Consider the following 21,793-nt stretch of genomic DNA (forward strand, 5'->3'; position numbering starts at 1 on the left):
GGGCGGCGGAGCGGCGAGGGGCTCGACAGGGCGCCCGTAGCACGAAGAACCCGCTGTAGCACGGGCCGGCGGATGCGTTAAGAATCGCCCGCAGAATCGCACGGCCCCGACGACAGGTCGCGCGGAGCGGGGCGGCGGCGATGCGGCGGATCGGCGCGAGGCGGGCGGACGGCGCGGTCGCGCTGATCGGCCCGCGCGCCCGAGCCCTTCCCGCCGCCCTCTTGGCCGCCCTCCCGGCCGCCCTCCCGGCGCTCCGCGACTGGGTCGTCGCCGGCCTCGCCCGCGAGGCCGAGCAGCGCCGGCTGTTCCCCTGGCTGGCGGTGGCCTTCGGCGGCGGGATCCTGGTCTACTTCGCGGCGGCCGACGGCGCGCCGAGCCTCGCCGCCCCCCTGATCGCGGCCGGCCTCGCGCTGGCGCCGGTCCCCGTCCTCGGCGCGCGGCCGGCGGCCCTGGCGGCGGCGCTCGCGGTGGCGGCCGCGTTCCTCGGCTTCGCGGCGGCGACCTGGCGGGTCTCGCAGGTCGCCGCACCGATCCTCACCCGCACCACGATCGGCCCGCTCGTCGGAACGGTCGAGGCCCTGGACGAGCGCGAGGTGGGCGCCCGGCTGGTGATCCGGGTGGAGAGCTTCGCCGGCCTCGCGCCGGAGGCGCGGCCCGCCCGGGTCCGGGTCTCGTTCCGGAAGACGCCGATCCCGCGTCCCGGGGACGGCGTCGCCGCCACGGCCCGGCTGCTTCCGCCCCCGGAGGCGGCCCGGCCCGGCGGCTACGACTTCGCCCGGGACGCCTATTTCCAGGGGATCGGCGCGGTGGGCTCGCTGATCGGCACCGTCACCGTCCGGGAACCGTCCGGGCCGCCGCCGCTGGGCCTGCGGCTCGCCGCTGCGCTCGACGCGGCGCGCAACGGGCTCACGCGCCGGATCGCGGAGGCCGCCGGCGGCCAGGCGGGTGCGGTGGCGGCGGCCCTGGTGACGGGCAAGCGCGGCCTCATCGGGCCGGCCACCAACGACGCGCTCCGCGCCGCCGGCATCTACCACGTGGTGTCGATCTCGGGCCTCCACATGGTGCTGGCCGCCGGCGTGGTGTTCTGGCTGGTGCGGGCGCTCCTCGCCGCGGTGCCGCTCTGCGCGCTGCTCTGGCCGATCAAGAAGATCGCGGCCGGCTTCGCCATGGTCGGCGTCACCGCCTACTGCGCCTTCTCGGGCTGGGACATCGCGGCCGAGCGCTCGCTGATCATGACCCTGATCATGCTCGGCGCGATCCTGGTGGACCGGCCGGCCCTGTCGATGCGCAACCTCGCCCTCGCGGCGCTGATCGCGCTCGCCCGGGAGCCGGAGGGCCTGCTCGGCCCGAGCTTCCAGATGTCCTTCGGCGCCGTGGCCGGGCTGATCGCCTGCGCGCGGCTGATCGACGGGCGGCTGCTCGTGCGCCCGGGGGCCGGGCGGATCGGGCGGCTCGTCGGGACCGGCCTGTCGGCGATCACCGGGACCCTGGCCACGACCCTGGTGGCGCAGGTCGCGACGGCCCCCTTCGCCACCTACCACTTCCAGACGGTCCAGCCCTTCGGCCTCGTCGGCAACGCCCTGACCCTGCCGCTCGTCTCCCTGGTGGTGATGCCGGCCGCGGTAATCGGCTGCCTCGCCTATCCCTTCGCCCTCGACCGGCCGGTCTGGTGGCTGATGGGGCAGGCGGTGGCCGGGATGCTGGCGATCTCGGACTGGATCGCCGGGTTCGAGCGGGCGGTCCTGGTGCTGCCGGCCTTCGGCGCCGGGGCGCTCGCCCTGCTGACCGCCGGCCTGCTGCTGGGGACGCTGCCGGCCTCGCGCCTGCGCTGGCTCGCCGTGCCGCCGGTCCTGCTCGGGCTCGTCCTCGCGGCCCGGCCCAACCACTACGACCTCTACGTCGACCGGCAGGGCGCGGGGGCCGCGGTGAGGGGCCCGGACGGGCGGCTCGCGGCCCTCGGCAGCCCTTCGGGCTTCGTCCTCGAGCAGTGGCTGAAGGCGGACGGCGACGGGCGGCGGTCCGCGGGGCTGATCGTCCGGTCCGGCAGCGGGCGCTGCGACCGGCTCGGCTGCACCGCCCGGCTGCCGGACGGGCGGGCGGTCGCCCTGGTCCGGGACCGGCGGGCCTTCCCGGAGGATTGCGCCCGCGCCGCGGTGCTGATCACGGGCCTCGCGGCGCCGCCGACCTGCACGGGGCCGCTGGTGATCGACCGGCGCGTCCTCGCCGCCCGCGGGGCCGTGGCCCTCCGGACCGACGGCGATGGCTTCGCCGCGCGCTACGCCCGGGACGACGGCCGCGCCGTGCCCTGGCGGCCGGCCGCCGGGCGCGGGCCGGGACCGCCGCGGCCGGTCACCGCGGAGCCGGGCGACCGCCCCGCGGAGGACGGGGTCGCCGCGACGCCGGAGGCCGACGCCGCGCCGGGCGGAGACCTCGCCCCCGGCGACGCGCCGGCCGAGCCGCTTCAGTAGCGGCGGACGAGGCTCACAAGGCGGCCCTGGATCCGGACCCGGTCGGGCCCGAGCACGCGGGTCTCGTAGGCCGGGTTGGCGGCCTCGAGGGCGATCGACGAGCCGCGGCGGCGCAGGCGCTTGAGCGTCGCCTCCTCGTCGTCGATCAGCGCCACGATGATGTCGCCGGTATTGGCCGTCTCCTGCTTGCGGATGACCACGAGGTCGCCGTCCAGGATGCCCGCCTCGACCATCGAGTCGCCGCGCACCTCGAGGGCGTAGTGCTCGCCGCCGGCCACGAAGTCCGGCGACAGGGTGATGGCGTGGCTCTGGTTCTGGATCGCCGAGACGGGGGTACCGGCCGCGATCCGGCCCATGACCGGGATCGAGATGGCGCGGCCGGACTCGTCGATCATCCGCGTGCTCGCCGGGGCCGGCGGCTGCTTGGACTTACCGCCCTCGACCACGCTCGGCGTGAAGCGGCGCGGCTCGGCGGGGGCCTGAGTCGCCGGAGCGGCCTGGGTCAGGCTCTCGGGGATCCGGATCACCTCGATGGCGCGCGCCCGATTCGGAAGGCGCCGGAGGAAGCCGCGCTCCTCGAGCGCCGTGATCAGCCGGTGGATGCCGGATTTCGACTTGAGATCGAGGGCATCCTTCATCTCGTCGAACGACGGCGGGACACCGCATTCCTGCATCCGGCTCTGGATGAATCGCAGGAGGTCCAGCTGCTTGCGCGTGAGCATCGACGGGGGACTCGCGGCTTGGCGGACCGCCACGTGACGGTCTCCGAAACAAATCACGAACAGGTTAAACGTTCCGCAAGTGTTCCGCAAGAGCGGCACCGCTCGGCTCGGCGCGCCGCGGGCGCGCCCGCGGGAGAAGGTCGAGAAACGCATTGACGGCGCAAGCGGAGCCGTTTCAATGCATCGCGGCGCCCCGCCGGGAAGGCGGCGGATCCGGGGTGCGGGCTGGGACCCTCTTGGAATGACGAGGATGCGACGACCCGCAGCTCTGCTGCCCCTCGGCCTCGCCGCCCTCGGCCTCGCCGGCTGCACCACCGGATTCTCCTACATCTCGCGGAACTACGTGGCGCTCACTCCCCAGGTCGTCACGATCGGCTGCAAGGAGCCCTACGAGGTCTACGACAACCGGCAGCTGCGCCGGATGCTGATCGTGTCCAACGCCCTGCGCGAGTATACCGGCTGCAACCTGAGCGAGGTCCGGATCGATCCGGAGCCGGGCGCCACCCGGGTGAAGCGCTTCCGCACCGCCGCCCGGGCCTATCTCGACGAGACCGTGCGCGAGGATTGCCGGATCACCGGCGAGACCGTGTTCGATCCGCTGAAGACCGAGTTCGCCTACGCCTGCGACGCGCCGATCGAGAAGCGCGGCACCGTGGTCCCCCGCCTGCCGGGCCGCAATCCGGGCCTCGGCGTGCGCTGACCGGCCGGCGGCGCGTCCTCAGGCGCCCGGCTTCGGGAAGGTCCGCTCCGCGGCGTCGCCGGCGGCGGCCAGCAGGGCGCGGGCGAAGGCCCGGGCCTCCGTCCGGTCGAGCACGATCGCGGCGGTGACCGGCGCACCGCCGAGGTCGGCGAGGGCGAGTTCCAGGCGCACCCCGTCGGGCACGGCGCTCGCCTGAAGGCTCCAGCCGGAGCCCCGGTCCGTGCTCTCCGCCATCGTGTTCCTCCCGCATGCCCGGCACGGCGCCGCGCGCCCACCGGAACGGCCAGGCCCGGGACCGCTCCCGGAGCCGCGCTCCGATCTTCCCTGCCTCGCCTGTCCGCGTTCCTCAAGGCCACAGGCCGCGCAGGGGTGGAGATGCGCGCCGTCGCGGATGCCGGCGGCCGCATCGCGGCGACGCGGGGCGGCACGGGTCCGCGCCCGCGCCGCAGCGCGGGCGAGGGCAGGGGCGGCCGGGATGGGAGCCGGCTTCGGGGCGATTGACGCGAGGCCGCCGATGATGTCTCCCGCGGGCTCCGATCAGGTGGAGTTCGAACATGCAAGAGATCTGGTTCCGCACGGGCGAGGCCACGGTGCTGGCGGCCGAGGGCCAGTACACCGACGCCATGCCGGAGGTGCTGATCGGCTCGGTGCGCGGCCCGGTCGGTCAGGCCTTCGCGTCGATGATGGGGCAGGTCCAGGGCCACACGCGGATGTTCGTGGTGCGCGACCTCAACCAGCTCGTGCGCCCGGCCACGATGATGACCACCAAGGTCACGATCCACACGGCCGAGTATGCCGAGCTCCTCGGCGGCGTGGTCCAGGCCGCCACCGGCGACGCGATCGTGGACTGCATCATCGAGGGCATCCTGCCGAAGGACGGGCTCGACGAGCTGTGCATGATCATCATGATCTGGCTCGATCAGCGCTGCGCCGAGGACGACAACCTCGACCAGAAGGACCTCTACCGGACCAACTACGAGGCCACGAAACTCGCCATCGCCCGCGCCCTCAAGGGCGAGCCCACGGTCGACGAGCTGATCGCCAACCGGAAGACCGTGAAGCACTACGCGCTCGACGGCGTGATCGAGTACTGAGCGGGCCCAGGCCACGCATCCTGCCGGCTCAGGTCCGCCTCAGCCCGGCGGGATACGCCCCACCGAGCACAGGGTGCGCATCGTGCTGCTGCCCGGGTCGGTGTAGCAGGACGCCGACCAGCCGTTCTGCTGGATGAACGACTTGCGCCGCTCCGCCAGCGCGGTCCGGTAGGCGGTGGCGATGATCGGCTCGACGGTCGCGGCCGGTTGGCCGATGAGGATCTCGGAGGCCACCGACAGGTCGCGGAAGAAGGTCGCCGAGGGGCTCGGCTCGGCGGAGGTCGCCTGCACGATCGGCTCGGCCCGGCAGGTCACGTCGAACTTGATCGGGCCGGCCACGCGGATGTCGATGCTGGGGCCGGCGCGCTTGCCGACCCGGCCGCCGATCGCGTCGGCGATCTGGCGGGTGAGGTCGTCGCAGCTGTCGGCCCGGGCGGCCTCCGCCAGGAGGGGCAGGGCCGCGCAGGCGGCGAGGAGGAGGCGCGGGACGGCGAAGCTCGACATCGCCGCACTCTACGCGCGGCGCGGGGCCTGTCGAGGGGCCTGTCGAGGGGCTGGTCGAGGGGCTGGTCGAAGTGCCGGCCTCAGTGGAAATCCCGGCTGGGGAACACGCGCCGGTCCGGGGGCACGCCGAAATCCGTGTTCTCGGGCGGCAGCTTCATGCCGGCCTCGCGCAGATCGCGCAGGGCAGCGGTGAGGTCGCGAAACCCCTCCGCCACGAGGTGGACCACCCCGTCCGCCCGCTGGATCCGGCCGCGCACGGCGAGGAACCGCGCCTGCATGGCGATCCGGCGGTTCGCCTCGAACACGGTCTTCCAGACGATCACGTTGGCGATACCGGTCTCGTCCTCCAGCGTCAGGAAGACCACGCCCTTGGCGGTGCCGGGCCGCTGGCGGATCAGCACGAGCCCTGCCACCGTGACCCGCGCCCCCTGGGGCAGCGCCGGATCGAGATGGGCCCGGGCCGGAATCGCGCCGATCCGGGCGAGCCGCCCCCGGAAGAACGCGACCGGGTGCCCCTGGAGCGACAGGCCGGTGGCGGCGTAATCCTCGGCCACGGCCTCGGACGGGGCCAGGGGCTGAAGGTCCACCGCCGGCTCGTGCCGGAACAGGCCGTCATCGGCGTGCCACGCGAAGAGCGGCAGGGGTGCGTCGAGAAGATGGGCGCGGCGCTCGCTCGCATCGGCCTTGGCGGCCTTGCGGGATGACGTCCCTTCCAGGGTGCGGACCATCCACAGGGCGGCGCGCCGGTCGAGGCCGAGCGAGCGGAACGCGTCCGCCTCCGCCAGCCGCTCCAGGGCGTTGCGGGGCAGGGCGAGGGACGCCTGCAGGCCCTCGATGCTGGCGTAGCCGTTGGCGCGCAGCCGCACGAGCCGGCGCATCGCGGCCTCGGGCAGGCCGCGCACGACGCGCAGACCGATCCGCACGGCGTGCAGCGCCGGATCCCCGGCCGGCTCCAGGGTGCAGTCCCAGTCGCTGGCGTTGACGCAGACGCCCCGCACCTCGACCCCGTGGGCCCGGGCGTCGCGCACCAGCTGGGCCGGCTGGTAGAAGCCCATGGGCTGGGCGTTGAGGATCGCGGCCAGGAAGACGTCGGGGTGCCGGCACTTCATCCAGGCCGAGGCGTAGACGAGGAGCGCGAAGCTCGCCGCGTGGCTCTCCGGGAAGCCGTAGGTCGAGAAGCCCCGGATCTGCGCGAAGCAGCGCTCGGCGAAGTCCTGCGGGTAGCCCCGGCGGGTCATGCCGCCCACGAACTTGTCCGCGAAGCCGCCGATCGACCCGACGTGGCGGAAGGTCGCCATCGCCCGGCGCAGCCCGTCGGCCTCGGCCGGGGTGAAGCCCGCCGCCGTGATGGCGATCTGCATGGCGTGCTCCTGGAACAGCGGCACGCCGTAGGTCTTCTGCAGGACCTCCTTCAGCTCGTCCGCCGGGCCGTGATCCGGGTGCGGGGCCGGGTACTCGACCGGGTCGATCCCGGAGCGTCGCCGCAGGTAGGGATGGACCATGTCGCCCTGGATCGGGCCGGGGCGCACGATCGCGACCTGCACCACGAGGTCGTAGAACTCCCTGGGCTTAAGGCGCGGCAGCATCGACATCTGCGCCCGGCTCTCGACCTGGAACACGCCGACGGAATCGGCCTTCGTCAGCATCGCGTAGGTCGCGGGATCGTCCTGCGGCAGGTCGGCCAGCGTCTCGTAGAAGGTGCCGTGATCCTTCTCCAAGAAATCGAGGCCGCGCTTGAGGCAGGTCAGCATGCCGAGCGCCAGCACGTCGACCTTCATCAGGCCGATCGCGTCGATGTCGTCCTTGTCCCACTCGATGAAGGTGCGGTCCGCCATGGCGCCGTTGCCCACCGGCACGGTCTCGTCGAGGCGGCCGCGGGTCAGCACGAAGCCGCCGACATGCTGCGACAGGTGGCGGGGGAAGCCGATCAGCTGGTGGGCGAGGTCGAGCGCCTGCCGGATCGCCGGGTTCTCCGGGTCGAGCCCGGCCTCGCGCACGTGCTGGTCCGGCATGCCGGTGCCCCAGGAGCCCCAGACCGTGTCGGCGATCGCCGCGGTCACGTCCTCGGTCAGGCCCAGGACCTTGCCGACCTCGCGGATCGCCATGCGGGGCCGGTAGTGGATCACCGTGGCGCAGAGGGCGGCGCGCTCCCGGCCGTAGCGGGCGTAGAGGTGCTGGATCACCTCCTCGCGGCGCTCGTGCTCGAAGTCGACGTCGATGTCGGGGGGCTCGCCGCGGTTCTCCGAGATGAAGCGGGCGAAGAGCAGCCGGTGCTTCGACGGGTCCACCGCGGTGATGCCGAGGCAGAAGCACACGGCGGAATTGGCCGCCGAGCCGCGGCCCTGGCAGAGGATGCCCCGGCCGCGAGCGAACTCGACCACGTCGAACAGGGTCAGGAAGTAGCGGGCGTATTTCATCTTGGCGATGAGCCGCAGCTCCTCGCGCAGCGTCGCCGCGACGCCGTCCGGGACCTCGCCGCCGTAGCGCCAGCGCGCCCGTTCCCAGGTCTTCTCCTCCAGGTATTCCTGCGGCGTGCGCCCGGGGGGCACCGGCTCGTCGGGATACTCGTAGTGCAGCTGCGACAGGTTGAACTCGCAGGCCTGCGCGATCTCGACGGTGCGGGCCAGCGCCTCCGGGTGGTCGGAGAACAGCCGCGCCATCTCGGCGGCGGGCTTCAGGTGGCGCTCGGCATTGGCCTCCAGCCGGTAGCCGGCGTCCTCGATCCGGCAGCCTTGGCGGATGCAGGTGACCACGTCCTGCAGCGGGCGTCGCTCGGGATGGTGGTAGAGCGCGTCCGAGACCGCGACCATCGGGGCGCCGGAGGCCGCGCCCAGCTCGGCGAGCAGCCCGAGGCGCCGCCGCTCGTCGCCGCGGCGCGTGTGGCTCGCCCCCAGAAAGGTCCGGCCCGGGGCGGCGGCGGCCAGCGCCTCCAGCCGCGCCCGGAACCCCTCCGGCAGGCGCCGGGCCGGCGGCATCGCGATGAACATCTGCCCCTCGGCGGCCTCCACCATCTCGGCGAAGGAGAAGCGGCACGCGCCCTTGCGGACGCGCCGGTTGCCCAGGGTGAGCAGCCGGCAGAGGCGCCCCCAGGCGCCCCGGTCCATCGGGTAGGTGACGGCTTCGAACCCCTCCTCGGTGACGAGGCGCACCCCCGGCAGGATCCGGATCGGTGTGCCTTCCTGGTCGAGCGCCAGCGCCGCCGCGTGCGCCCGGACCACGCCGGCCACGGTGTTGCGGTCGGCGATGCCGATGGCCGCGAGGCCGTAGGACGCCGCCTGCACGACGAAGTCCTGCGGATGGGAGGCGCCGTGCAGGAAGGAGAAGTTCGTGGTGACGGCGAGCTCGGCGTAGGCGGGGCCGCTCACGCGAAGAGCCCGTGGACGTACCACGCGGCCGGGCGATCAGGGGCGTGCGGGCCGTCGCGGTAGAGCCAGAGCCGGTGCCCGGCCTCGCACTCGATGCGGTAGTAATCGCGATCCGCGCCGGGCGCGCGCCACCATTCGGCGGCGATCCGCTCCGGCCCCTCGGCATGGGCGACGCGGTGGACCCGGGCGCGCCAGCGGAAGCGCCGGGGCGGCCCCTCCGGGACGGTCGAGAGCACGTCGAGGGCGGCCTCGCCGCGGGGGAAGATCACCAGGGGGCGGGGCGGGAGGTGGTCGGGCCAGGGGGACGCGCCGGTGCGCGCCTCCTCTTCCGCCGCTGGGTCGGAAGGCGCAGCCATCACGGTTGAACGCCGACGCTGAAGGAGCGCATCCGGCCCACGCTGCCGTTCGGGAGCGGGGGGCGGGAGAGGCGCCCGTGGCCGGCTGACGCCTCGATCGGTCGACGGTCCGTGCCCCATTCCGGCAACCCAGACCCGGTCCCGGTCGGCCCGCTCCGGCAGGTGGCTCGCCCGCGGCTCGAGCCGCAGGAGCGCCCGCCCGAGGCGCTGCGCCAGGGCGTCGGCCAGGAACCCGATCCCGTCGCCCGGGGCCGCCGCGCCGAGATCCGTCTGGCGGGCCGGCATGGGGCCGGTCACCGTCACGGCGAGCGCCACCGTCTCGAAGCCGAAGCCGGCGTCGAGGGCGGGGCCCAGCCGGTCGAGGCGCAGGGCGACGAGGGCCGCGACCCGCTCAGGATCGCGCTCGGGGCGGGACAGGCCGAGATCGATCACCCGCAGGGCGCCGTCGACCCGGTGCAGGCCGAGGCGCAGGGCGCAGGCGCCGAGCCCGTCCCGCTCCAGCCGCGGCGCGGTCTCCGCCATCAGGTCCCGGGCGGTCCGAACGATGTCCGACTGCCGCCCGATCGGGTCGAGGAAGCCGCGGGCGGCGGCGTAGGCGGCCGCCTCCGTCAGGGGCGCCAGCGGCTCGGGCCGGCGGCCCAGGGCTTGGTCGAGGCGCAGCAGCAGCGCCGCGCCGAAGCGGCGGGCGAGGGGCCCCCGGGGCAGGGCGTCGAGTTCGCCGATCCGGCGCAGGCCGAGCCGCTTCAGGCCCGCGACCGTGCCGGGATCGAGGCGCAGGGCGTCCACCGGGAGGGCCCGCAGGGCCTGCGAGGCCCCGCCCGGCGGCACCACGACCGGATCGGGCCCGCCCTGCCGCGCCAGCGCGAAGGCGGCGCCGGGCGTGTCGGCCAGCGCGATCCCCGCCGGTACGCGGCTCCGCGCGAGCCGGGCGGCCAAGTCCGCGACGAGGTTCGCCTCGCCGCCGCGCAGGTGGCTCGCGCCGGCGACGTCGATGTAGAGCCCGTCCGCCGCCTCGCCCGGCCCGAACGGGGCCACGTGGGGCGCGTAGCCGCTCGCCCAGCGGCACAGCCGCAGCAGGGCGTCCCGGTCGGCCTCCGGGTCGGCCGGGTAGACCTGGAGCGGCACGCCGATCCGCGCCCGGACCCGGCCGAGGGGCTCGCCGACCCGGAGGCCGAGGGCGCGGGCCTCCGGGTCGAGGGCCACGAGCCGCAGCCCGCCGGCCCCCTCGGCCGCCACCGCGAGGGGGCCGCGCTCAGGCGCGAGACCGGCCCGCCGCAGCCGCGTCACCGGCCAGTGGCTCAGGCAGATGCAGACGATGCGCGGCATGGTCCCACTCCAGAAGCCAGTCGCCGCCCCGCCCGTTGCGGCAGCGCTCGAGCCGCGCCCGCCAGCGCGGCCTGTCCAGGGTCCCGAACCGGTCCCGCGCCGCCGGCGCGGCGGCGATCCGCCAGCGCGTGGCGGCCCCGTTGGGCAGACCGGCCGGCGCCGGCCGCAGGATCAGCAGCAGCGGCGGCGCCGGCCCTTCCGCGGCGAGCTGCAGGCGCCGGCCCGGCTTCAGCGGCAGCCCGTCCCGCAGGAGGCCGATCAGGGCCGTGAGCGCCCGCGCGTGCAGGGCCGCCTCCAGGGCGCGGAACACCTCCGCGTCGCTGCCGGCTTCCAGCAGCAGCAGGCGGCCGGGGTCGAGGCCGAGGCCGGCGAGGCCGTGCCCGTAGGGCAGGGGCTCGCCGGGCGCGGCGGCGATCAGCGCTTCCCCCGGCTCCCGGGCGAGCTGGCGGGCGCAGAGCGCCAGGGCGAAGCCCAGGGCCGCGATCGCGTCCGCGGGCTCGGCCGGCGCGATCTCGTGGGGCGGCCCGAGGGCGAGACCGCCGCCCGGCAGGTGCGCGTCGAGATCCGGAACGCCCAGCGGCAGGACCGGGACCGGATCCCGGCCGCGATCCGGCGGCGCGAGGCGCGCCCGCAGGACCGCCAGCCGGGCCCGGGGATCGTCCCGCGCGATCGCCGCCTCGGTCTCGTCGGCAGGGTCCAGCCCCATCTCCATCGGCTCCGGTCATGCTGGACGATAGGAACATAACAGGAACATGCACAAACGGTTTCCGCGGGGTCCCGGAATCGCGCGTGGCGGCAGCGGCTTGGCCTGTGGACGGCTGTGGACGCCTGTGGAATCGGCCGCCCCCGCGGCGTCCGAGGTCGCGGTTGACCGCAATCGCAGGGCGAGACCAATGTCCGGACGCCGCGCGCGTGACGCGGCCGAACCGGACCGCGCATGCGCTCAGCCCTCAGCTCAGCCCTCACCCTGACGCTCCTGCTCGCCCTGCCGGGCGCGGCGCTCGGCCAGCAGGCGGATCCGCCGGGTGCCGCCGCCCCGGATCCGGCCGCGTCCGCCCCCGCGACGGGGCGGGCGCGCCCGGCCCGTCCGCGGGTCCGCCACGCGCAGGCCCCGAGCCAGCCGATCATGGTCTACGACGCGCGGATCGAGGCCGGCGACCTGAGGATCTCGGGCTCCGTGCGCAAGCCCGGCGCGATCGTGGTGCTGGACGACGACATCTCGATCCAGGCCGACCGGCGCGGCCGGTTCACCTTCCGGCTGCCCTACCGGCCCTCGACCTGCGTGGTGACGCTGAAGGCGGAGCCGGACGAGCGCGAGGCGGTCGTGGCGAACTGCGCGCCCGAGGGTCCGCCCGGACCGCCCGGTCCCCAGGGTGCGGCGGGACCGCCCGGCGAGACGGGGGCCAAGGGCGAGACCGGCCCCAAGGGGGATCAGGGCCTCAAGGGCGATACGGGTCCCCAGGGCGAGCCCGGCCCGAAGGGGGAGCCCGGTGCCACGGGCGCGGCCGGCCCGCAGGGCGCACCGGGCCCGAAGGGCGACACGGGAGCCTCGGGCCCGCCGGGCGCACCGGGCTCGCGGGGGCCGATCGGGCCGCAGGGCGGCCCGGGCCCGAAGGGCGAGGCCGCCAGCCTGCGGCCCGTGCGCAAGTCCGACTGCCCGGGAGGCTGCACGATCACCTGCGGGACCGGGGAGATGCTGGTCACGGCCCACTGCCTCAAGGGCGGCGCGCCGACCTACGACGGGGAGGGCGCCAGTTGCCCGGCGGAGGCGACCGGCATCGTCGGGTTCTGCACGCGGCCGTGAACCGGGCGGGTCAGCCGCCGCTCTCGCGCAGCCAGTCGAGCATCCCGGCGGCGGCCGACCGGCCGCCCGCGAAGGCGCCCTGGAGGAGGTAGCCGCCGGTCGGCGCCTCCCAGTCGAGCATCTCGCCGGCCAGGAACAGGCCGGGATGGGCGCGCAGCATGGACCGCCCGTCCAGCGCGTCGAGCCGGACGCCGCCCGCCGTCGAGATCGCCCGCTCGATCGGCGCGGAGGCGGTGAGGGTGATGGGCGCCGCCTTGATCAGCCCGGCGAGGGCCCCGGGCTCCGCCGGGAGGGCGGTGCCGGCCGCCTCGCGCAGCAGCCCCGCCGCCGCGGGCGCGAGGCCCGCGGCCTTGCGCAGCCGGGTCGCGGCCGAGTCGCCCGGCCGGGCGCCGCACAGGCGGCGGGCGAGGGCGTCCCGGGTCAGGTCCGGGCGGAGATCCACGACGAGCCGGGCGCTGCCCCCGGCCGCGATCGCCTCGCGCAGGGCGCGCGAGAGGGCGTAGACCGCCCCGCCCTCGAGGCCGGCCTCCGTGATCACGGCCTCGCCCCGCACCGTGGTGCCCGCGCAGGTGAGCGCCACCCGCTTCAGCGGCGCGCCGGAGAACCGCTCCCGGAACAGGTCGGACCACGCCGCCGCGAAGCCGGCATTGGCCGGACGCAGGGGCGACACCGCCACGCCGAGCCCCTCGAGGAGCGGCACCCAGCGCCCGTCCGAGCCGAGGCGCGGCCAGCTCGCCCCGCCCAGCGCCAGCAGGGTGGCGCGCGGCCGGATGTCCAGGGGACCGTCCGGGGTCTCGAAGCGCAGGCCCCCGGCGATCCCCGTGAGCCGGTGGCGGGTCCGGATCCGGACGCCGAGGCGGTCGAGCCGCGCCAGCCACGCCCGCAGCAGGGGCGAGGCCTTGAAGCTGCGCGGGAAGACGCGCCCGCTCGAGCCGACGAAGGTCGGCTCGCCGAGATCCCCGCACCACGCCCTGAGCGCGTCGGGCGGGAAGGCCGCGATCGCCGCGTCGAGGGCGCCGCGCGGATGGTAGCGGGCGAGGAACTCCGCCCGCGCCTCGCTGTGGGTGATGTTGAGGCCGCCGCGCCCGGCGATCAGCAGCTTGCGGGCGACCGACGGCATGCGCTCGTAGACCGTGACCGCGCGGCCAGCCTCGCCCAGCACCTCGGCCGCGGCGAGCCCGGCGGGCCCCCCGCCCACGATGGCGATTGCGTCCCTGTCATCCGGCATGGGGCGGGAGAGCGACAGCCCGGCCCCCTCTGTCAAGGGCGAAGGTCGGATCGGCGCCGGGCGCCATGGGCCGGCCTCCGGCGTTGCGCTAGGAAACGGACACGCCCGAACGCACGTTCTTCCCGATCCCGGGCGCCGCGGTTACCGGTGCACAGGCCCGCGACCGCGGCCCGCCCGCGCCCCCCTCATGCCGCCCCAGGCCCCGTCCGTCCCGGACGGTCGGCCGGCACGGTCCGGATCAGAGGCTCTCAGACACGTGGCCAGTCCCGTCGCCGTCACCGAGATCCAGCCGCAGGCCCAGGCGCGGCCCGCCCCGCAGGCCGCGCTCAGCCCCGGCGAGATCCGCGCCATCGTCTACGGGCTGATGACCGCGATGCTGCTCGCGGCCCTCGACCAGACCATCGTGGCGACCGCCATGCCGACCATCGGCCTCGACCTCGGCGACGCCGCGAACCTGCCCTGGATCGTCACCGCCTACCTGCTGGCCTCCACGGCGGTGACCCCGCTCTACGGCAAGCTCAGCGACATCCACGGCCGGCGGGTCATGCTGCTGATCGCCATCGCGACCTTCGTGGTCGGCTCGCTCGCCTGCGCGCTCGCGCCCACGATGGTGGCGCTGGCGCTCGCCCGGGGTCTCCAGGGTGTCGGCGGCGGCGGTCTGATCGCCCTGGCGCAGACCATCCTGGCCGACATCATGTCGCCCAAGGAGCGGGCGCGCTACCAGGTGGTGATCGCGGGCGTGTTCGTGACGGCCTCGGTGGCGGGGCCGCTGCTCGGCGGCCTCTTCGCCCAGCACCTGCACTGGTCCCTGATCTTCTGGATCAACCTGCCGATCGGCGTCCTCGCCTTCGCGCTCACCAACGCCAACCTCAAGCGCCTGCCCCGCCACGAGCGCCGCCACCGGCTGGACTATCCCGGCGCCGCCCTGATGGTGGCGGGCTCCGTCACCCTCCTGCTGGCCCTGAGCTGGGGCGGGGTGCGCTATCCCTGGGACTCGGCGCCGGTCCTCGCCCTCCTGGCCGGGGCGGCCGTGCTGGGCGGCGGCTTCGCGGCGCGGCTCGCCACGGCGGCCGAGCCGCTGATCCCCACGGAGGTGCTCAAGGACCGGGTGGTCTACAGCGCGACGCTGGCGGCGTGCTTCGCCATGGGCACCTTCATCGGGCTCACCATCTACGTGCCGATCTTCCTCGAAGGGGTGATCGGGCTCTCGGCGAGCGAGTCCGGAGTGGCCCTGGTGCCGCTGATGATCGGCACCGTCACGGGTGCGACCCTGTCGGGCCGGTCGATGCTCCATTTCCGGCACTACAAGCGCGTGCCCCTGGCGATGATGTGCGTCAGCCTCGCCTGCTGCGCCACCATCGCCTGGCAGGGCCGGGCGCTGCCCTTCTGGCTCATGGAGGTGCTGTTCGCGCTGCTCTCCATGGGGATCGGGACGATCCTGCCGCTCTCGACCATCTCGATCCAGAACGCGGTGGAGACGCACCAGCTCGGCATCGCCACCGCCGCGATGAACTTCTTCCGCTCCCTCGGCGGGGCGCTGATCGTGGCGGCCTTCGGCACGATCGTGCTCGGCGGCGCCGCGGGCGGGGCGGGGGGAGGGGCCCACGACGTGGAGAGCCTAATCCGCGGCGCGGACCCGGCCCAGCTCGCCCTAACCTTCCGCCACGTCTTCCTGGCCGCCTGCCTCGGCCTGCTCGGAGCCTTCACGTTCCTGGCGCTGATGGAGGAGCGGCCCCTGCGCGAGCGCACATCCCCCAAGATGGCCGCCGAGACGCCGGACGCCTCCGCCTGACGGCGGCGCGGAACCGGACGCGGTCCCTCACCCCGCGCGCGCTCCTGTTCCAGGACAGGAGGCCGCCCCGACGCGCGCGCCCGCGTCGCGGCGGGGCCACGGGGAGCGGACAGCGTCACCGGACCGCGCGCCGGCCGGGCGCTCTGCCCTTGATTCGCCCGGATCACCGCTTACGTCGGCCCCATCGGCTGCGGGCCCCTCTGGCGGGCGCTCCTCAGCGCCCGTGATGTCGGAGCCGATGCTTTCCATCTGGAATCAGCATCAGGTCCCCGCACATGATGGACGTCCTCACCGTCGAATGGCTCGGCAAGCCGTTGTGGATGTGGCTCGGGTTCCACGTCCTGATCGCCTGCCTGCTCGCCTTCGACCTCGGGCTCCTCCACCGCGACAAGGAGCACGAGATCGGCGTCCGGGAGAGCTTGGCTCTCACTGGCTTCTACCTCGCCCTCGGCCTCGCCTTCGGCGGCTGGATCTGGTGGTATCTCGGGCCGTCTTCCGCCGAGGAGTACGTCACCGGCCTCGTGGTCGAGAAGTCGCTGTCGATGGACAACGTCTTCGTCATCGCCATGATCCTCACGGCCCTGGGCATCCCGCGGGCGGCCCAGCACCGGGTTCTCCTCTGGGGCATCCTGGCGGCCGTGGTGCTGCGCGGGCTGATGATCGGGCTCGGCGCCGCCCTGGTGCACGAGGTGCACTGGGTGCTCTCCCTGTTCGCCGCCTTCCTGATCTACGCCGGCCTGAAGATCCTGCTCTCGGGCGACGAGGAGGAAGGCGACTTCCAGAACAGCGCCGTCGTGCGCTGGTTCAAGACGACCTTCCGGGTCACGCCCGACCTGCACGGCCAGCGCTTCACCGTGCGCAAGACCGACCCGAGGACCGGCAAGGTCGCCCTGTACTTCACCCCGCTGGCGCTCGCCCTGGTGCTGGTGAACGGCGCCGACGTGATCTTCGCGGTCGACAGCGTGCCGGCGATCTTCGCGATCACCACCGACACGTTCGTGGTCTACACCTCCAACATCTTCGCGATCCTGGGCCTGCGCGCCCTCTACTTCGCGCTCGCCGCGATGGTCGACCGGTTCGCCTACCTGAAGACGGCGCTGGCCTTCATCCTGATCTTCATCGGCGCCAAGATCGTGGTCGCTGACACGTTCGGGCTCATCCACGTGCAGCCCTGGGTCTCCCTGGTGGTGACCCTGACGCTGCTGGCGGCCGGCGTCTTCTACAGCCTCTGGCGGACCCGGACCGACGCGCCGGTCGCGCCGGCCCCGGAGGCCGGACACCCCCGCGAGGCCCGGGCCCACCGCGCCTGAGGGGGCCCGGCGGGCGCCTGGCCCTCAGGCCGGCGGCAGCGCCGCGATCAGGTCGCGCAGGGTGGTGATGGTGGAGGCGTCGGCCACGCCGTCCACCCGCGCCGGGCGGAAATGGCGCTGGAACGCGGTGACCACCGCGTGGGTGCGCGCGTCGAACAGACCGGTCACCGGCAGGTCGTAGCCGTAGAGCGCGAACATCGCCTGCAGCGCCTCGACGGGCTGGCCGGCATCGCCCCGCGCGAAGAACCGGCCGTCCTGGAGGCGCGCGGGGGGCACGCGGTGCCCCACCCCCGCCGCCGCCAGACGGTCCCACGGGAAGATCTCCCCCGGATCCTCCTTGCGCTCGGGCGCGACGTCGGAATGGGCGAGCACCCGCTCCGGCGGGATCGGCCAGCGGGCGAGGATGTCCCGGGCCAGCGCGATCACCGCCTCGACCTGGGGCTCCGGGTAGGGCGGCAGGCCGCCGGCATGGCCCGGGTTCACGATCTCGATCCCGATCGACCGGGAATTGACGTCGGTCTCGCCCTTCCAGGCGCCGGCGCCGGCGTGCCAGGCCCGGCGGGCCTCCGGCACCATCTGGACGATCCCGCCATCCTCGAACACGAGGTAGTGCGCCGAGACCTCGCTCAGCGGGTCGCGCAGGCGCGCGAGGGCGGCGGCCCCGCTGTCCATCCCGGTGTAGTGCAGGATCAGCATGTCGAGCGGCCCCGCGCGGCGGGCGCCGTGGTTCGGCGAGGGCGCGACGCGGCGGGCGAGGGGGCTGTCGGGGGTCAGGCTCACCGCAGCCCGCGCTCCTGCGCGATCCGGTCATAGGCGGCGTTGATCGCGGCGAGCCGCCGCGTGGCGATGGCCACCGCCTCCGTCGGCAGGCCGCGGGCGAGCGCCCGGTCCGGGTGGTGCTCGGCCACCAGCGCCCGGTGGCGGGCCTTCACGGCGGCGTCGTCCGCCTCGCGGTCGAGCCCGAGGACGCCGTAGGGATCGTCCGGCAACCGCACGTGGCGGGCGGCGATGCGCCGGAACGCCGCCTCGTCGAAGCCGAAGATGCCCGAGACCGCGCGCAGGTAGCGCTCCTCGGCCTCGTGCAGCGCCCCGTCGGCGCCGGCGATCTGGAACAGGCCGTCGAGCACGTCCTCGAGGAGGGCCGGCTCGTCGCCGAAGGTGGTCGCCAGTTGCTGGGCGTAGGCCTCGAAGCCGTTCGTGGTTTTCTTGGCGAGGTCGAACAGGCGCTCGACGCCCGCCCGCGCGGACGGCTCCACCTGCACGACCCGGCCGAACGCCTCGACCTCCGAGGGCAGCACGACGCCGTCGGACTTGGCCATCTTGGCGGCGAGCGCCACGAGTCCGGTGGTGAACACGACGTCGCGCGGCGTCCGCCCGAAGGGCGCGCCGACGCGGTCGAGCAGGAAATGACCGGCGACCCCGCCGATCAGCGCCCCGAGGGGGCCGCCGATCGCGAGGCCGAATCCCGCGCCGCCGAGCTTGCCCCAGACGCCCTGAGTTTTGGTCGCCTGAGTCATGGGACGACCGGTCCCGGCGCTGATCCTCGGCTCGGCTCTGTCATCGGCGGCGGCGGGGTTCCGGCACCGGGACGGGCCCGGCCGAGCGACGGGATAGCCGCTCCGCACGCCGCGAGGAAGGGCCGGGACGCGCCCGGCCCTTCCCCTTCAGCTCAGCGGCAGTACACGTTGCCGTAGGCGTCGCGATAGGTGCCGTAGGGGCAGCGCGGCGCGGTCGAGGCGCCCACGATGGCGCCGCCGGCGCCGCCGATCGCGGCACCCGCCAGGGCACCGCCCGCGCGGCCGGTGGCCGCCGCGCCGATCGCGGCACCGGTCAGGGCGCCGAGGCCGGCGCCGCCCAGAGCCCGGTCCTCCGGGGTGTTGCAGCCGGCGAGCGAGAGGGCGGCGATGGTGGCGATGGCGGCGGCCGTCAGCTTCTTCATGGTCCCCAGAACTCCCTTGTGAATCCGGTCCGGCCGGTGGCCGTGATCGTTGCGGATCGGGTCGAGCTTAGCAGGAAAGGAATGTCGGCCATACGGCTAAGGTTCCATCGGCCGCGAGACGCGTTGCGAGACGAGTTGCGCCCGGTTCCCGTCTCGCCCTATGCCACGTTCGGAGGCGCTCCGGCCGCGGTGCCGCGACGCCCTATCCGGCACCACGCCCGGCACCAGTCCGGCACATGTCCGAGGGTCCCATGCCGACAGCCACCACGATCGTCCGCCGGGCCGCGGTCCGCGCCGACCGCGTCGCCGACACGGTGACCCTCGACCGCGCGGGCCGGGCTGCCGTCGCCGGATCCCTGGTCGCCGAGGGCGGCCTCGGCTTCGACGTCGCGCTCACCAAGGCCGCGGCGCTCGAGGACGGCGACGCCCTGCGCCTCGACGACGGCCGGCTCGTCGCGGTGCGGGCGGCCGCCGAGGATCTCCTGGAGGTGCGCGCCGAGAATCCGGCCCGCCTGCTGCGCCTGGCCTGGCAGCTCGGCGGCAGCCACGTGGACGCCGAGATCGGCGCGGACGTGCTCTACGTGCCGGCGACGCCCGCCGCGGCCGAGCTGGTGCGCGGGCAGGGCTGCGTCGCGACCCCGGTCTCCCGTGCCTTCCGTCCCGAGCAGGCCGCCCACGATCACAGCACCTGCGGGCACGATCACGGGCACGACCATCACGCCCACCATCATCACGACCACGGGAATGAGCACGGCCATGAGCACGGCCATGACCACGGGCATGACCACGCCCACGCGCACGATCATGGGCACAGCCACGATCACGGGCACGAGAAGCACGGCCACGATCATGCCCACGGTCACAGCCATGATCACGGCCATGATCACGAGCACGGGCACCAGAAGCACGGCCACGTGCACGGTCCCGGCTGCGGCTGCGGCCACGATCACTAGCGGTTGAGCCGGGCCCGATCGGGGATCCCGCACCGGGCCCCGACCGCGGACGGTCCGCCGCCGTCACGCGACCCTCACGCAGCCCTACGCGGCCGTCACTCTGCCGAGACGAAGCGCAGCGTGCCGGCGCGCCGCGTGGGCTGGCCGGTGTCGTTCGTGTGATTGACGCCGTCCATCACCGGGACCTCCGGAAAGTCGAAGGGGCTGACCCCGTCCAGGCAGGCCACGTTGACGGCGTGGACGTTCGGGTCCGACCGCCGCTGATGGTGCGTGTAGACGCCGCAGCGGGAGCAGAAGAAGTGCTGCGCCGCCCCGGTATGGAACCGGTAGGTCGTCAGCGCCTCCGACCCCTCCAGGATCCTCACCCCGCCCGGCCGCGCCATGACGACGACGGCGCCGCGCATGCGGCAGTAGGAGCAGGTGCATCGACGGATCGACGCGAGATCGTCGTCGAGGGCCGCCTCCAAGCGCACCGCCCCGCAGTGGCAGCGTCCGGACCGGATCGTCGCGTCATCCGTCATGATGCCGGGTCTTCCGTGCGTTTTCCTGTGATCGAGCGCGGTGGCGGAGCCAGCCGGCACCTCGAACCGTAAGTTTCCGGCACCGTGCGGACAATCACCATGTCCTCACACGATGTGTCAGGAAAACTCACGCAGGGTCTCCGGCGGGCCGAGAACCTTGCCGGTCACAGGCGCTTCGGGACGGGCCTGAGGCAGTAGAGGCGCGACGCCTCGGCGGACAGGCTGTCCTGGGCGGCCACGCACTGGTCGAGGGTGAGGCCGATGCTGGCCGCGTAGGGCTCGTTGGGCGACAGCGCCGCGCGGGCGAGGGCCGCTAGGTACAGCAGGAACGCCGCGACCGCGACGACCAGCGCGGCGACGAGGACGCGGTTCAGCAGCATCGCCGGCGACCGCTCACGGGATCCCGACCAGCAGCAGCGCGAGCGCGAGCACCGTGAGTCCCGCTCCGATCAGCGTCACGGCGGTGTAGTCGCGTCCGGACCGCCGCGCGGGCGCGCGACCGGGCCGGCTCACTGCAGCAGACCCCACAGGCCCGTCGCCAGTCCGAAGGTGAGCGAGAGCATCGCTGCGCAGATCAGGACCCGGTCGATCACGCGGGCGGCCCGATCCTCCGGCTGAACGTCGATCATGGCGGGACCTCCTCGCGGCCAGAGTGACGAGCGGCTGTTGCTGACCTGTGTCGGCCCCTCGCCGGCACACGGGTTCGTGTTGTCCGCGAGGGGGGAAGGGCGGCGGGCGGCCTCGAACAGGGCTGTGCCGGCGGGGCGCGGCGCCAGGGCACCGGAACACCCGGGATGCCGTGCGGTTGGACCGGCATCCCCATCGGAGACGACGCGTGACCACGGATCCGCTGCACAAGTATCCCCGCCCGCCCTTCGCGGCGCAGCCCCAGAGCTTCCCCGGCAAGACCGGCCGCATGGAGCCCGAACCCGACCACGGCGAGGCGAGCTACAAGGGCTCGGGCAAGCTGACCGGCCAGGCCGCGCTGATCACCGGCGGCGATTCCGGCATCGGCCGCGCGGTCGCCATCGCCTTCGCCCGGGAGGGGGCCGACATCGCCATCTCCTACCTGCCGGACGAGCAGGCCGACGCGGAGGCGGTCGCCCAGTGGGTCGAGAAGGCGGGTCGGCGGGCGCTGCTCCTGCCGGGCGACCTCAAGGACGCCGCCTACGGGCGCCAGATCGTCGCCCGCACCGTCGAGACGTTCGGGCGCCTCGACGTGCTGGTCAACAACGGCGCGTTCCAGCAGCCGAACGAGGACCTCGCCGCGATCGACGACGCCGTGTTCGAGGACCATTTCCGCACCAACGTGTTCGGCGCGTTCTACGTGACCAAGGCGGCGCTCGCCCATCTCAAGCCCGGCGCCTCGGTGATCTTCACCTCCTCGGTGAATTCCAAGCACCCGATGCCGTCGCTCATGGCCTACAGCGCCACCAAGGGCGCCCTGAGCAACATGGTGCTCAGCTTGGCCCAGCTCCTCGCCGAGAAGGGCGTGCGCGTGAACGGCGTGCTGCCCGGGCCGATCTGGACCCCGTTCATCCCCTCCGGGATGAGCCAGGATTCGGTGAAATCCTTCGGCAGTCAGGTTCCGTTCGGTCGGCCCGGACAACCGGCCGAACTCGCCTCAGCCTACGTGATGTTGGCCTCCGACGAGAGCAGCTACACGTCGGGCGCGCTCGTCACGGTGGCCGGGGCCATGCCGGTGTTCTGA

General features: G+C 74.4%; 20 protein-coding genes. 8 read left to right on the forward strand and 12 right to left on the reverse strand.

Annotated elements, in window-relative coordinates:
* Nucleotides 1–140: 140 nt before the first annotated feature.
* Nucleotides 141–2,468 carry a ComEC/Rec2 family competence protein gene (locus LXM90_RS13425; protein WP_020092269.1) on the forward strand — a complete coding sequence of 776 codons (2,328 nt, stop codon included), beginning with the start codon at nucleotides 141–143 and terminating at the stop codon, nucleotides 2,466–2,468.
* Here the strand turns inward: LXM90_RS13425 and lexA are convergent.
* Complete coding sequence (lexA, locus tag LXM90_RS13430; RefSeq protein WP_020092270.1) at nucleotides 2,462–3,190, reverse strand: transcriptional repressor LexA; 729 nt, start codon at nucleotides 3,188–3,190, stop codon at nucleotides 2,462–2,464. The two genes, LXM90_RS13425 and lexA, sit on opposite strands and share 7 nt — an antisense overlap.
* A 250-nt stretch (nucleotides 3,191–3,440) precedes the next feature.
* Between lexA and LXM90_RS13435 the strand changes: the two genes are divergently transcribed.
* Nucleotides 3,441–3,890 carry a hypothetical protein gene (locus LXM90_RS13435; protein WP_026604787.1) on the forward strand — a complete coding sequence of 150 codons (450 nt, stop codon included), beginning with the start codon at nucleotides 3,441–3,443 and terminating at the stop codon, nucleotides 3,888–3,890.
* An 18-nt stretch (nucleotides 3,891–3,908) separates the two neighbouring features.
* Here the strand turns inward: LXM90_RS13435 and LXM90_RS13440 are convergent, their stop codons facing one another.
* Nucleotides 3,909–4,124, reverse strand: a complete 216-nt coding sequence (locus LXM90_RS13440) for a hypothetical protein (RefSeq protein WP_020092272.1) — start codon at nucleotides 4,122–4,124, stop codon at nucleotides 3,909–3,911.
* A gap of 320 nt (nucleotides 4,125–4,444) precedes the next feature.
* On the opposite strand from LXM90_RS13440, the gene fae reads away from it, so the two are divergent.
* The gene (gene fae, locus LXM90_RS13445; protein WP_020092273.1) at nucleotides 4,445–4,984 is read left to right on the forward strand and encodes a formaldehyde-activating enzyme; all 540 of its coding nucleotides are present in this window, start codon (nucleotides 4,445–4,447) and stop codon (nucleotides 4,982–4,984) included.
* Nucleotides 4,985–5,023: 39 nt separating this feature from the next.
* On the opposite strand, the gene LXM90_RS13450 is transcribed toward fae, so the two are convergent.
* The 4 genes from LXM90_RS13450 to LXM90_RS13465 form a co-directional block, all read right to left on the reverse strand.
* Nucleotides 5,024–5,488, reverse strand: coding sequence for a hypothetical protein (locus LXM90_RS13450; protein WP_020092274.1), 465 nt, complete (start codon nucleotides 5,486–5,488; stop codon nucleotides 5,024–5,026).
* 80 nt (nucleotides 5,489–5,568) lie between these two features.
* On the reverse strand, nucleotides 5,569–8,853 hold the full coding sequence (locus tag LXM90_RS13455; RefSeq protein WP_020092275.1) for an error-prone DNA polymerase: 3,285 nt from the start codon (nucleotides 8,851–8,853) through the stop codon (nucleotides 5,569–5,571).
* Nucleotides 8,850–10,535: a DNA polymerase Y family protein gene (locus LXM90_RS13460; protein ID WP_020092276.1), complete on the reverse strand. Its 1,686-nt coding sequence runs from the start codon at nucleotides 10,533–10,535 to the stop codon at nucleotides 8,850–8,852. Before LXM90_RS13460 ends, LXM90_RS13455 begins: the two co-directional genes overlap by 4 nt.
* Complete coding sequence (locus LXM90_RS13465) at nucleotides 10,462–11,247, reverse strand: ImuA protein (protein ID WP_020092277.1); 786 nt, start codon at nucleotides 11,245–11,247, stop codon at nucleotides 10,462–10,464. Before LXM90_RS13465 ends, LXM90_RS13460 begins: the two co-directional genes overlap by 74 nt.
* 225 nt (nucleotides 11,248–11,472) lie before the next feature.
* Here LXM90_RS13465 and LXM90_RS13470 point away from each other — a divergent pair, with 225 nt between their 5' ends.
* The gene (locus LXM90_RS13470) at nucleotides 11,473–12,339 is read left to right on the forward strand and encodes a collagen-like protein (RefSeq protein ID WP_020092278.1); all 867 of its coding nucleotides are present in this window, start codon (nucleotides 11,473–11,475) and stop codon (nucleotides 12,337–12,339) included.
* A 10-nt stretch (nucleotides 12,340–12,349) separates the two neighbouring features.
* On the opposite strand, the gene LXM90_RS13475 is transcribed toward LXM90_RS13470, so the two are convergent.
* Nucleotides 12,350–13,567, reverse strand: a complete 1,218-nt coding sequence (locus tag LXM90_RS13475) for a TIGR03862 family flavoprotein (protein ID WP_026604790.1) — start codon at nucleotides 13,565–13,567, stop codon at nucleotides 12,350–12,352.
* Between the two features lie 256 nt (nucleotides 13,568–13,823).
* On the opposite strand from LXM90_RS13475, the gene LXM90_RS13480 reads away from it, so the two are divergent.
* The gene (locus tag LXM90_RS13480; protein WP_020092280.1) at nucleotides 13,824–15,359 is read left to right on the forward strand and encodes an MDR family MFS transporter; all 1,536 of its coding nucleotides are present in this window, start codon (nucleotides 13,824–13,826) and stop codon (nucleotides 15,357–15,359) included.
* Nucleotides 15,360–15,634: 275 nt separating this feature from the next.
* Nucleotides 15,635–16,669, forward strand: a complete 1,035-nt coding sequence (locus LXM90_RS13485; protein WP_020092281.1) for a TerC family protein — start codon at nucleotides 15,635–15,637, stop codon at nucleotides 16,667–16,669.
* Between the two features lie 24 nt (nucleotides 16,670–16,693).
* Here the strand turns inward: LXM90_RS13485 and LXM90_RS13490 are convergent, their stop codons facing one another.
* The 3 genes from LXM90_RS13490 to LXM90_RS13500 all read right to left on the reverse strand — a co-directional run bounded on the left by LXM90_RS13490 (nucleotide 16,694) and on the right by LXM90_RS13500 (nucleotide 18,608).
* Complete coding sequence (locus LXM90_RS13490) at nucleotides 16,694–17,449, reverse strand: N-acetylmuramoyl-L-alanine amidase (RefSeq protein ID WP_020092282.1); 756 nt, start codon at nucleotides 17,447–17,449, stop codon at nucleotides 16,694–16,696.
* A complete protein-coding gene (locus LXM90_RS13495) occupies nucleotides 17,446–18,186 on the reverse strand; it encodes a TerB family tellurite resistance protein (RefSeq protein ID WP_020092283.1) in 741 nt (246 codons plus the stop codon). The genes LXM90_RS13490 and LXM90_RS13495 overlap by 4 nt, the downstream gene beginning before the upstream one ends.
* Before the next feature lie 152 nt (nucleotides 18,187–18,338).
* A complete protein-coding gene (locus LXM90_RS13500; protein WP_012318984.1) occupies nucleotides 18,339–18,608 on the reverse strand; it encodes a hypothetical protein in 270 nt (89 codons plus the stop codon).
* Between the two features lie 251 nt (nucleotides 18,609–18,859).
* Here LXM90_RS13500 and LXM90_RS13505 point away from each other — a divergent pair, with 251 nt between their 5' ends.
* Entirely contained in the window at nucleotides 18,860–19,561 is a 702-nt protein-coding gene (locus LXM90_RS13505; protein WP_020092284.1) for an urease accessory protein UreE, read from the forward strand.
* A gap of 95 nt (nucleotides 19,562–19,656) precedes the next feature.
* Here the strand turns inward: LXM90_RS13505 and LXM90_RS13510 are convergent, their stop codons facing one another.
* Complete coding sequence (locus LXM90_RS13510; protein ID WP_020092285.1) at nucleotides 19,657–20,082, reverse strand: GFA family protein; 426 nt, start codon at nucleotides 20,080–20,082, stop codon at nucleotides 19,657–19,659.
* Between the two features lie 164 nt (nucleotides 20,083–20,246).
* Complete coding sequence (locus tag LXM90_RS13515; RefSeq protein WP_020092286.1) at nucleotides 20,247–20,462, reverse strand: hypothetical protein; 216 nt, start codon at nucleotides 20,460–20,462, stop codon at nucleotides 20,247–20,249.
* A gap of 455 nt (nucleotides 20,463–20,917) precedes the next feature.
* Between LXM90_RS13515 and LXM90_RS13520 the strand changes: the two genes are divergently transcribed.
* Nucleotides 20,918–21,793 carry an SDR family oxidoreductase gene (locus LXM90_RS13520; protein ID WP_020092289.1) on the forward strand — a complete coding sequence of 292 codons (876 nt, stop codon included), beginning with the start codon at nucleotides 20,918–20,920 and terminating at the stop codon, nucleotides 21,791–21,793.

Source organism: Methylobacterium oryzae, assembly GCF_021398735.1.
Classification (GTDB): Bacteria; Pseudomonadota; Alphaproteobacteria; order Rhizobiales; family Beijerinckiaceae; genus Methylobacterium.

What these genes read in the sequence shown, in the direction of transcription:
- LXM90_RS13460 (WP_020092276.1), bottom strand. Translation starts at nt 10,535, where the DNA reads ATGCCGCGCATCGTCTGCATCTGCCTGAGCCACTGGCCGGTGACGCGG.
- LXM90_RS13450 (WP_020092274.1), bottom strand. Translation starts at nt 5,488, where the DNA reads ATGTCGAGCTTCGCCGTCCCGCGCCTCCTCCTCGCCGCCTGCGCGGCC.
- LXM90_RS13510 (WP_020092285.1), bottom strand. Translation starts at nt 20,082, where the DNA reads ATGACGGATGACGCGACGATCCGGTCCGGACGCTGCCACTGCGGGGCG.
- LXM90_RS13485 (WP_020092281.1), top strand. Translation starts at nt 15,635, where the DNA reads ATGATGGACGTCCTCACCGTCGAATGGCTCGGCAAGCCGTTGTGGATG.
- LXM90_RS13500 (WP_012318984.1), bottom strand. Translation starts at nt 18,608, where the DNA reads ATGAAGAAGCTGACGGCCGCCGCCATCGCCACCATCGCCGCCCTCTCG.
- LXM90_RS13440 (WP_020092272.1), bottom strand. Translation starts at nt 4,124, where the DNA reads ATGGCGGAGAGCACGGACCGGGGCTCCGGCTGGAGCCTTCAGGCGAGC.
- LXM90_RS13435 (WP_026604787.1), top strand. Translation starts at nt 3,441, where the DNA reads ATGCGACGACCCGCAGCTCTGCTGCCCCTCGGCCTCGCCGCCCTCGGC.
- LXM90_RS13515 (WP_020092286.1), bottom strand. Translation starts at nt 20,462, where the DNA reads ATGCTGCTGAACCGCGTCCTCGTCGCCGCGCTGGTCGTCGCGGTCGCG.
- LXM90_RS13425 (WP_020092269.1), top strand. Translation starts at nt 141, where the DNA reads ATGCGGCGGATCGGCGCGAGGCGGGCGGACGGCGCGGTCGCGCTGATC.
- LXM90_RS13470 (WP_020092278.1), top strand. Translation starts at nt 11,473, where the DNA reads ATGCGCTCAGCCCTCAGCTCAGCCCTCACCCTGACGCTCCTGCTCGCC.
- LXM90_RS13465 (WP_020092277.1), bottom strand. Translation starts at nt 11,247, where the DNA reads ATGGAGATGGGGCTGGACCCTGCCGACGAGACCGAGGCGGCGATCGCG.
- LXM90_RS13495 (WP_020092283.1), bottom strand. Translation starts at nt 18,186, where the DNA reads ATGACTCAGGCGACCAAAACTCAGGGCGTCTGGGGCAAGCTCGGCGGC.
- fae (WP_020092273.1), top strand. Translation starts at nt 4,445, where the DNA reads ATGCAAGAGATCTGGTTCCGCACGGGCGAGGCCACGGTGCTGGCGGCC.
- LXM90_RS13475 (WP_026604790.1), bottom strand. Translation starts at nt 13,567, where the DNA reads ATGCCGGATGACAGGGACGCAATCGCCATCGTGGGCGGGGGGCCCGCC.
- lexA (WP_020092270.1), bottom strand. Translation starts at nt 3,190, where the DNA reads ATGCTCACGCGCAAGCAGCTGGACCTCCTGCGATTCATCCAGAGCCGG.
- LXM90_RS13505 (WP_020092284.1), top strand. Translation starts at nt 18,860, where the DNA reads ATGCCGACAGCCACCACGATCGTCCGCCGGGCCGCGGTCCGCGCCGAC.